Annotated in this window: 5 protein-coding genes; 4 read left to right on the forward strand and 1 reads right to left on the reverse strand. The window is 68.6% G+C overall.

Features of this window, described 5'->3' with window-relative positions; genetic code table 11:
- Positions 1 to 129 precede the first annotated feature (129 nt).
- From ACM9NP_RS23730 to ACM9NP_RS23745, 4 genes are all read left to right on the forward strand, one after another.
- The gene (locus tag ACM9NP_RS23730; RefSeq protein ID WP_415648999.1) at positions 130 to 3,276 is read left to right on the forward strand and encodes an ATP-binding protein; all 3,147 of its coding nucleotides are present in this window, start codon (positions 130 to 132) and stop codon (positions 3,274 to 3,276) included.
- Between the two features lie 34 nt (positions 3,277 to 3,310).
- Positions 3,311 to 5,191 carry an MFS transporter gene (locus tag ACM9NP_RS23735; RefSeq protein WP_415649000.1) on the forward strand — a complete coding sequence of 627 codons (1,881 nt, stop codon included), beginning with the start codon at positions 3,311 to 3,313 and terminating at the stop codon, positions 5,189 to 5,191.
- A gap of 27 nt (positions 5,192 to 5,218) precedes the next feature.
- Positions 5,219 to 5,743 carry a hypothetical protein gene (locus ACM9NP_RS23740; RefSeq protein WP_415649002.1) on the forward strand — a complete coding sequence of 175 codons (525 nt, stop codon included), beginning with the start codon at positions 5,219 to 5,221 and terminating at the stop codon, positions 5,741 to 5,743.
- A gap of 70 nt (positions 5,744 to 5,813) precedes the next feature.
- Positions 5,814 to 6,980: a M23 family metallopeptidase gene (locus tag ACM9NP_RS23745; protein ID WP_415649003.1), complete on the forward strand. Its 1,167-nt coding sequence runs from the start codon at positions 5,814 to 5,816 to the stop codon at positions 6,978 to 6,980.
- Here the strand turns inward: ACM9NP_RS23745 and ACM9NP_RS23750 are convergent.
- Entirely contained in the window at positions 6,977 to 7,564 is a 588-nt protein-coding gene (locus tag ACM9NP_RS23750) for a delta-60 repeat domain-containing protein (protein ID WP_415649004.1), read from the reverse strand. The genes ACM9NP_RS23745 and ACM9NP_RS23750 overlap by 4 nt on opposite strands.
- Positions 7,565 to 8,263 lie beyond the last annotated feature (699 nt).

Below are 8,263 nucleotides of genomic sequence, written 5' to 3' on the forward strand. Positions count from 1 at the left end.
CCCCCGGCCCAGTCGCCTCCGGTTCCCACATCGTCGACTCAGGCGCCCCCGACCCGGGTCCCGCCGACTCAGACGCCCCCGGTCCAGGCGTCCGTGGCGCCGACCTCGCCCGCCGCCGGACAGTCCACAATGCCGCGATCCGTGGAGTCGGCACCTTCCGCGCGGCCGTCGACGCCCGCAGGCCCGAGCGCACAAACCCAGTCCGCGCCTCCGCCACCCGCCCGGCCGATCCAGGCGACGACTCCGTCCCAGCAGCCGATCCAGTCCCAGCAGCCGACGCAGCCCCCGACCGCGTCGGAACCGCCGCGCGCCGTCAGTCGGCCCCCGGCTCAAGCGGAGCAACCCCCGCAGCAGCCCTCGTCGCCGCTGCGCGCCGCCAGCCGACCCGGCTACATCAGCGAACCCGGCCACTTCGGCACCGACGTGCCCGCCCACGTCGAGCACCGCGCCGAACCGCCGCGCCAGCAGACTCCACCGCCGCCGACCCCGCCCGGCGCGTCGCCGAACCACCCGATGACGCCCGTGTCACCGGCGGAGGTCCGCACGCCGCCGCACGGCCTCAACGTCGACCCTCGACTGTCGAGCCGTCCGCGCATGGCGCCCGAACCCGGGCCGCACAACCAACTCGTCCCGTATCGGCAGCCCGAACCGGCGCGTCCCCTCAAAGAGGACAAACCGTATCGGCTGCCGAAACCGCCGAAGAGCCGCGACCGCCAGTCCCCGCAGGAACTCGCGATCACCGAGATCGCCGGGCACGCCACGTTCACGCCGACGTCCGTCACCGCGTGGTACCGGCTGCCCGAGGTGCGGTGGGCGTTCCGGCCCGACCCGGAGCGCGAAGCCCTCATCTCCGCGATCGCCGAACAGTACGCGGGCATGGCCGGGTACCGGCTTCACTTGCGGCGCACCACGAAGCCGTTCGCGGCCGACGAGTGGGCGCGCACCGTCGACGCGAACACCCCGCGCCCGCTCGCGCCCGTTCCCGGCGCCTCCACCTGGGCCGACCACCTCGTCTCCGCGCAGGAGCACCTGCACCAGACGCAGCACGCCGAGGGCCAGACCTACCTCGGCATCACCTTCGCGCGCCGCACCCTCAATGACACGCTGAGCGAGAAGTTCGGGCGCCTCCTCGGCAAGGGCACGGCCCTCACCGAACGCGTCCGGATCGAACGCGCCACCGAGCAGTTCGACGAGGTTCTGAGCGCGTACGGCGTCCGCGCCCGCCGCGCCACCAGCCACGAACTCGAGTGGCTGATCTTCCGGTCCGTCGCGCTCGGCATGGAGCCGCCGGAGCTGCTGTCGAGTGTCCGCGATGGACTGTGGGAGCCGGGTGACGTCCTCGCGCTCACCGAACAGATCGAGCGTTACCGCACCCCGTACGGGTCGACGGTGAAGCTCGTCAACCGGCTCACCGGGGAGGAACGGCACGTCGCCGTCCTCACCGTCGGCCGCATGGAGGATCTGGAGATCCCCGAGCGGCACGAGCCGTGGCTGCACTTCCACGAGCGCGCGCCGTGGCCGATGGAGTTGTCGTCGCGCGTCGACATCCTCGGCCCCGGCGAGGCGTTCCGCAACCTGGAGCACCGACTGCGGATGATCCGCAGCCAGCAGCACGACTACGACGAGCACTCGATGGACGCCCCGCCCGAGCTGGAACGTCTCGCGCAGCGCGCCCTCAACGTCGGCGACGAGATGACGACCGGCATGGCGACCGACGCCGCCCGCGTCCACGGCTGGCACCGCATCGCCGTCGCCGCCGACAGCCGCGACGAATGCCTCGAACGCGCCCGACGACTCATCAAGATGTACAACAGGGAGCTGCGGATCTCCCTCCAGCACCCGAAGAACCAGGACTGGCTCGCCCGCGAGTTCATCCCGGGCGAACCGATCGCCAACACCGGGTACCTGCGCCGCATGCCGGTCCGCCTGTTCGCCGCCGCGCTGCCGCAGGCCGCGTCGATGGTCGGCGACCGGCGCGGTGACCTCATCGGACGGACGTCGGGCACCTGCCGTCGACCCGTCTTCCTCGACCTGCACTTCCCGACCGAGGTCCGCGAACGCTCCGGCCTCGCCGTGTTCGTCGCCGAACCCGGCGGCGGCAAGTCGACTCTGATGGGCGCCCTCGGCTACCTCGCCGCACGGCGCGGCGTCCAGGTGACGCTGCTCGACCCGTCCGGCCCGCTCGCGCGCCTGTGCGACATGCCGGAGCTGAAGCCGTACAGCCGCGTCCTCAACCTGACCGGCTCCCAGGGCGGGACGCTCGCCCCGTACGCGCTCATCCCGACGCCGAAACGCGAGCACTGGGAACCGGGCGGCAACGGCGACCGCGAGTTCTCCATCGCCGAGTCGAACGCCCGCGCCGAGCGCCGCATGCTCGTCCAGGACATCTGTTCCATGCTCGTCCCGCCGCAGGTCGCGCGGGAGGCGTCGACGGCGAAACTCCTCCGGCACGCCGCCCGGCAGGTACCCGCCGAAGAGACGTCCACACTGGAAGACATCGTGGCCTGCCTCCAGACGCAGGGCGAGGAGGGAGCCGAACTCGCGGCGCTGCTCCTCGACACCGCCGAGATGCCGCTCGCGATGCTGTTCTTCGGATCGCCACCGCCGGAGATGCTCACCGACGACGCCCTCCTCACCGTCATCACCATGGCCGGGCTTCGACTGCCCGACCTGAAGATCGAACGCGAGTACTGGTCCGCCGAGGAGGCGCTCGCCCTGCCGATGCTGCACACCGCGCACCGGCTCGCCGTCCGCCGCTCCTACGGCGGCGACATCAACCGACGCAAACTCGTCGGCCTCGACGAGGCGCACTTCATGGAGGGCTGGCGCTCCGGCCGGTCGTTCCTCGTGCGCATGGCCCGCGACTCCCGTAAATGGAACCTCGCGGCGCTCGTCGCGTCCCAGAACCCCAAGGACATCCTGGGCCTGGACGTGCAGAACCTCGTGTCCACCGTGTTCGTCGGCCGTATCGCCGAGGACTCCGAGATCGCCGCCGAAGCGCTCCGCATGCTCCGCGTGCCGCGCGACGTCGGCTACGAGCAGACCCTCGCCTCCTTGAGCGAGAGCAACACGGACGACACCCGACTGTCCTATCGTGAATTCATTATGAGAGATGTGGACGGACGAGTACAGCGCATGCGGGCCGACGTGTCCTATGTGCCGGGCTTGCTCGAACACCTCGACACGACCCCGGGCGGGCGCGAAGCCGCCAGTCGCCCGGCGAACCTCCCGACGAACCCGATGCACGCCCAGCCCGAAAGCAAGATGGGATCGTGATGCCGCCATGTCAACCCCTCCGCGTACCGACCACATGACCTCACGCAGACGTGGCCTCGCCCGGGTATTCGCCAGGCTCGCCGTCATCGCGATAGCGGCGCTCGCCGTGTTCTTCGTGCAGGCGCCGGGGGCGTCGGCGGACGACGAGTGCAGCATCGAGCAGTGGCGTACTGATTGGACGACGTGCGTCGATGCGCTTCCAGATGACGCGCCGACGATGTGTAAGAAGCCGCCGGTGGCGTGGGCGCCGGACTCGGGGATGGCGGGGTGGTTCTCATCCGAACCCGAATGGTTGTCTGATAAGGACTATCAGGACGTTGTGTATACGGTCCCTGCGGGCAGATACACCAGCTATGGGTACGCGGGTTATGAGCTGCCGACATACGATCTCGGCTGTGTCGGGAGTGCCGTTCCTGATGGAGACTCGGCTGGTAACTCCCTCGCCAATTTGGAGTTCACGCTCGCGACCGGGATCATCGGTGCCTCGAACGGACTGCGACAGGCGGCGTGGGAACCCGCCGGCCTGTGGGGCTGGGCCGACGAGTTCGTGTCGACCGCCTCGGAGGCGATCTTCCGCCAGGTCTTCTCCGTCTTCGGCGGAATCACCCTCGGCTTGGTCGGGCTCTATCTGATCTGGCGCTCCCGCCAGGCCGACATGTCGATGGCGGTGACGACGGCGGGTTGGGCCGTTCTGGTGCTGGTCGTGGTGACAGCCGTGGCGCAGTACCCCGTTCAGGCGGCGAACCTCGCGGACAAGGGACTGACTTCATCGCTCGGGGTCGTGCAGAGCGCCTTGGGTCCCGCTGAGGCCGAGAATTGCGAAGGCAAGTGCGAGGACGTGCGCTCCCCGGCGCAGCGGGCGTCCGACATGGCCACTGAGGAAGTGCTGTACGCCAACTGGGTGCGCTCGGTGCTCGGCCAATCGGCCGAGGCGACCTATCAGCTCGATGAGGACGGTGAACAGGTCATCGGCCCCGACGGGGAACCCGTGGCAGAGACGGCCAACACCGCCTACAAGTACGGTCCGGCGCTCTACGACTCGGTGGCGTTTACCTGGGAGGAGATCACTGCGGCTCGTGCTGATCCCGGTCAGCGTCAGCAGATCGTCGCCGAGAAAGAGACCCAGTGGCGCAAGATCGCGGCAGCGATCGCCAAGGAGGACCCGGAGGCCTACCAACACCTGACGGGTGCGAACGGTTGGGACCGAGTGGGCACCGGCTTCCTGGCCGTACTCGCGGCGCTCTTCTTCGCGCTATTCGACATCACCGCGTCTATTTTGATCATTCTCGGCTTCCTGCTGATCCGCTGGGCCGTGGTGGCGCTTCCTCTGATCGGTACCGTCGCGATCCTGCGGCCGGCCTCGGGCGGCTTCAAGCGCCTCGTCTCGGCGGTCCTGGCCGCGATCATCAACGTCGTGGTCTTCGGGGTCGCGGCGGCCGTGTATCTCTTCGCGGTCAGCCGGATTCTCGCGGCCTCGATGCCCGGGTGGCTTCAGGTGCTGCTCATCGCCCTGACGGGGGCGGTCGCGTGGATGCTGTTGCGGCCGTATCGAAGGATCGGTTCGCTGCGCGGCGGTTCGAGCATCAGTGACGCCGCCTTCGGCCGGAAGAAACACGTCGAGACGGACAAGAGGGTGACCGTCAAGGACGGCAAGTACCGTACCGAGACGGTCGGCGACGACGCCGGTGAGGCGCGAACGGCATCCACGAAGGACCCGATCATGGCGAGCCCGCGCGAGCGCGCCGCCGGTGGAGGCGGCGGGGGAGCACTGCCACCGCGCCCCGTACCCGGCCAGGCCGCGCCCGAATCGCGGGCGGGCCGATCCAAACCGGGCTATTCGGTGTATCGCCCGAGCGGCGCCGGCAGCGGCGCGCGCTCCGGTGATCGGCCGCTCATCGCGGTCCGGCCGGACTAGCGCCATGAGACACAAGGGACTACTGCGATGACGATCCGCCGGATTCTTCGTGTCATCGGTTCGCGCTACGGCATCGCCGGGCTGCTGGTCTTGGTCGTCGTCGGGGCGCTCGTCATCGCGGGCAACGATCCCGGTGGCGGCCCCGGCAACGCCAACGACGGCTCGGAGAGCTCGATCGAACCCGGAGCCCCCGACGACGGTTACGTGCCGCCACCGTCGGCCTCCGAGCAGCCGGGCGAATCCGAGGGCCCGGATGACTCGGTGCCGGAGGAGGCGATCACCGTGGCGCTGTCCTTCGCCCAGGAGTGGATCCTCGTCGATCGCAGTGCCGAGGAATGGCGATCCGGGCTCGCCTCCTATGCGACGGAGCGGCTCGCCGAACAGCTCGCCGCGACCGAGCCGGTCGCCGTCCCCGCGCGGGAGCTACGCGGCGATCCCGTGTCGCGCAATGGTTCGGTGGAGATTGACACGGACGCGGGCTTGCTGATCCTGAGGGTGACCACGCATGATGGAAGCTGGTATGTCGATGGCGTCGACTTCCACAAACCGTAGACCGGGAGTTCGCGGAGCGGGATGGCATGACAGCCGATCCCGCCGACAGGGATAGAAAGCGGAACATGCGATGTCCACCGTCATCGAGCAGTCGGAGGCCGCCGAATCGGCCGCGAACACCGTCATCAGACGCGCCCGTAAGAAGCTCTGGTGGGGCATCGGCGGCGGGGTGGCCGCGCTCCTGTGCTGCGGGGGCGTCGGGGCGTACGTCATCGCCTCCACCCTCACCGCGACGACCGGCAACGACAGCGTCAACTACGCCGGTTGCGGCAGCACGACCACCGTGGAGATCAACGGGCCCCTGCCGAGCGTCCGCAAACTGAACGTGGAGCAGATGGAGAACGCCGCCATCATCGTCCAGGTCGGACAGAACGAGGAGATCCCGCCGCGCGGCTGGGTCATCGCGATCGCGACCGCCATGCAGGAATCCACCCTCCACAACTACGGGCACCTCGGCGATAGCAACGACCACGACTCGCTCGGGCTGTTCCAGCAGCGTCCCAGTCAGGGCTGGGGCACGCCCGAGGAGATCACCGACCCGGCGCACTCCGCGGGCCTGTTCTACCGCAGTCTTGTCAAAGTGGACGGCTGGGAGGCGATGGACCTGACGGCCGCCGCACAGGCCGTCCAGAAGTCCGCCTTCCCCGACGCCTACGCGAAATGGGAACCGCTCGCCACCGAGGTCGTCAACAACCTCGCCGAAGGCGCGGCCCGCACCTCGACCGTCGGCGGCACCCCCGGCCAATGCGCCGGCCCCGGTGAGATCGCGGCCTCGGGCTGGACGGCCCCCGTCCCGCAGGGCGTCGTCTCCGCGTACCGCAGCCCGCAGCGGCCCGACCACTACGGCGTCGACCTCGGCGCTCCTCGCGGCACTGAGGTGCGCGCGGCGGCGGGCGGCGTCGTCATCACCGCCGAGTGCAACGCCTTCGCCCCCGACGGCTCCCCGTATTCCTGCGATGTGGACGGATCACCGTCGATCCTCGGCTGCGGGTGGTACGTCAACATCCAACACGCCGACGGCATGCAGACCCGCTACTGCCACTTCCAGTCCGCACCGCTCGTCCAGGTCGGGCAGCGCGTCGCCGCCGGAGAACTCATCGGGCTCTCCGGTACCAGCGGCAACTCCTCCGGCCCCCACCTGCACTTCGAGGTGCACGCCGGGGAGGACCAGAGCAACAACGGCGCCATCGACCCGATCGCCTGGCTCACACAACAGGGGATCTCGGTGGATGGTTAGGGATTCGAAGCGACATTTGCGATGCAGTACGCCCCTTCGGGCCCTGCAACAAGTACTTCGAACTTTCGGCCATCAGGTGAACCATCTGAATTGAATCGGACGGCTGCCGTCACTGCCGTGCCGTTGCCCGTTGATGTTTCACCTGTGATCGTTACCGTGACGGCAGAGATCGCGCCGTCAACGGAATTCTTAAGGCCAGCTTCAATCTGTTCCGAGCTCACTGTCATGTCTGGACAGCTCAGCTCGTTTGCCCGCTCGTGATCGTTTGATTGAAAGACCGCGCTCAGGTACTGAAGGGCCGCTTGCCCTGGTGTAAGCGGGTCTTCCTTGGTCTCGTCGACTTTTCCCGTCTCCGCGACCACCCTCAGACCGAACCCCACTCCCAGGACGACGCCGAGGACGACGACCCAGGCGCCGAGGAGGCTGCCGGTGCGGCGCCAGTCTCGGGGCGGGTCGGGGTAGGTCTCGGTGCCGAGCGCTCCCGGGGTGTTGGCGGGTGGGTTCGTCCGGGCAGGGGCCGCCTGCGTCGGCGCGAGCGGGCGCGGCGGCGATCCTTGCGGCGGCGGCATAGTCACATCGTCCACCATAAATCTCCACCCGCGCCCTAGCAAGCAGCACCACGCACCCCTCGGTGTAGGCGCCCTTCAGCCGGGTGGCCACTGACTTTCGGTTCCACACGGCATTTCACGCCTCAACCGGGTGGCCACCGACTTTCGGCTCCACACGGCATTTCACGCCTCAGCCGGATGGCCACCGACTTTCGGCTCCACACGGCATTTCACGCCTCAGCCGGATGGCCGGAGACTTTCGGCTTGGTGGGGCGGGTTACGTGCCGAAACCGTTCTGCCGTGTCGGTAACGGAGACCCACCAAGCCGCAGAAGACGACCTCTGCACGGTCGGAGAGGGCCAGTCATAGGTGCCCTTCGGGCACTGTTCTTCTCGTGTAGTTCCTGCACTTCAGTCCTCTGCCGCGCCACAGCCGGGTGGCCGGGGACTTTCGGCTTGGTGGGGCGGGTTACGTGGCGAAACCGTTCTGCGGGGTCGGTAAGGGAGACCCACCAAGCCGCAGAGGACGACTTCTGCACGGTCGGAGAGGGCCAGTCATAGGTGCCCTTCGGGCACTGTGCTTCTCGTGTAGTTCCTGCACTTCAGTCCTCTGCCGCGCCACAGCCGGGTGGCCACTGACTTTCGGCTTGGTGGGGCGGGTTACGTGGCGAAACCGTTCTGCGGGGTCGGTAAGGGAGACCCACCAAGCCGCAGAGGACGACTTCTGCACGGTCGG

The sequence above is a fragment of the Stackebrandtia soli genome (genome assembly GCF_965137155.1).
Classification (GTDB): domain Bacteria; phylum Actinomycetota; class Actinomycetes; order Mycobacteriales; family Micromonosporaceae; genus Stackebrandtia; species Stackebrandtia soli.